Origin of the sequence: Vibrio sp. Vb1337 (assembly GCF_033338715.1) — a bacterium.
In the GTDB taxonomy this organism is placed as follows: Bacteria; Pseudomonadota; Gammaproteobacteria; order Enterobacterales; family Vibrionaceae; genus Vibrio; species Vibrio alginolyticus.
The window spans coordinates 1-1,104 of sequence record NZ_JAWOTD010000225.1 but is presented as its reverse complement, the minus strand read 5'-3'; the positions used below and the strand labels follow the sequence as shown (position 1 = coordinate 1,104).

1 protein-coding gene is annotated in these 1,104 nt (G+C 48.1%); it reads left to right on the top strand.

Annotation, left to right across the window (positions count from 1 at the left end; genetic code table 11):
- Window positions 1–1,104, top strand: a 1,104-nt coding sequence (locus R7E42_RS25215; RefSeq protein WP_318073269.1) for a UbiD family decarboxylase, incomplete at both ends; no start/stop codon positions are given.

Below are 1,104 nucleotides of genomic sequence, written 5' to 3'. Positions count from 1 at the left end.
CCCAGTTTCCGTGGCGTTTGGTGCCGACCCTGCCACTATCCTTGGTGCGGTGACGCCAGTGCCGGATACGTTATCAGAATATGCCTTTGCTGGTTTGCTGCGTGGCAGTAAAACCGAAGTGGTCAAATCCATCAGTAACGATTTGGAAGTCCCAGCAAGTTCTGTAATCGTCATTGAATTTTACATCGACCCGAACGAGTTTGCCGATGAAGGCCCTTACGGCGATCACACTGGCTACTATAACGAAAAAGAAAAGCATCACGTCTTTACCATTACGCACATCACCATGCGTAAAGACCCAATTTATCACAGTACCTATACTGGTCGTCCGCCAGATGAGCCAGCGGTATTAGGCGTGGCACTGAATGAAGTATTCGTGCCAATTCTGCAAAAGCAATTCCCAGAGATTGAAGACTTCTACCTACCGCCAGAAGGTTGTTCGTATCGCATGGCCGTTGTAACCATGAAGAAGCAATACCCAGGTCATGCGAAGCGCGTGATGATGGGAGTGTGGTCCTTCTTGCGTCAGTTCATGTACACCAAGTTTGTGATTGTGTGTGATGAGTCGGTAAATGCGCGCGACTGGAATGACGTCGTCAAAGCGATGACCGAACATATGGATCCAGTGCGCGATACCTTGATGATAGACAACACGCCAATCGATTCTCTCGACTTTGCGTCGCCAGTGGTGGGGTTAGGTTCCAAAATGGGACTAGATGCGACCATCAAATGGGATGCGGAACTTGCACCACGTCCCCAAATCAGTAAGCAAGACAGTAAAGTAATAACAGAAGCCGATTTGGAATCACTGAAACAACAGCGTCCAGAGATCATTGATATCTATCTACCGCCAACAACCAATAATCGTTTTGCCGTCGTTACGATGAAGAAAGACCAAGCGGGCCAATCTCAAGCATTAATGGAATACCTGTGGGACTTCTTCGCGCAATACACCGACAACAAGTTCGTTATCTTGTGTGATGAGGACGTCAATGCGCGAGATTGGAATGACATCATTTGGGCGGTGACCACTCGTATGGATCCGGATAGAGATACCACTCAAGTATCAGGTAAGGCAGAAAGTTCATCCAAACTCGGACTGGA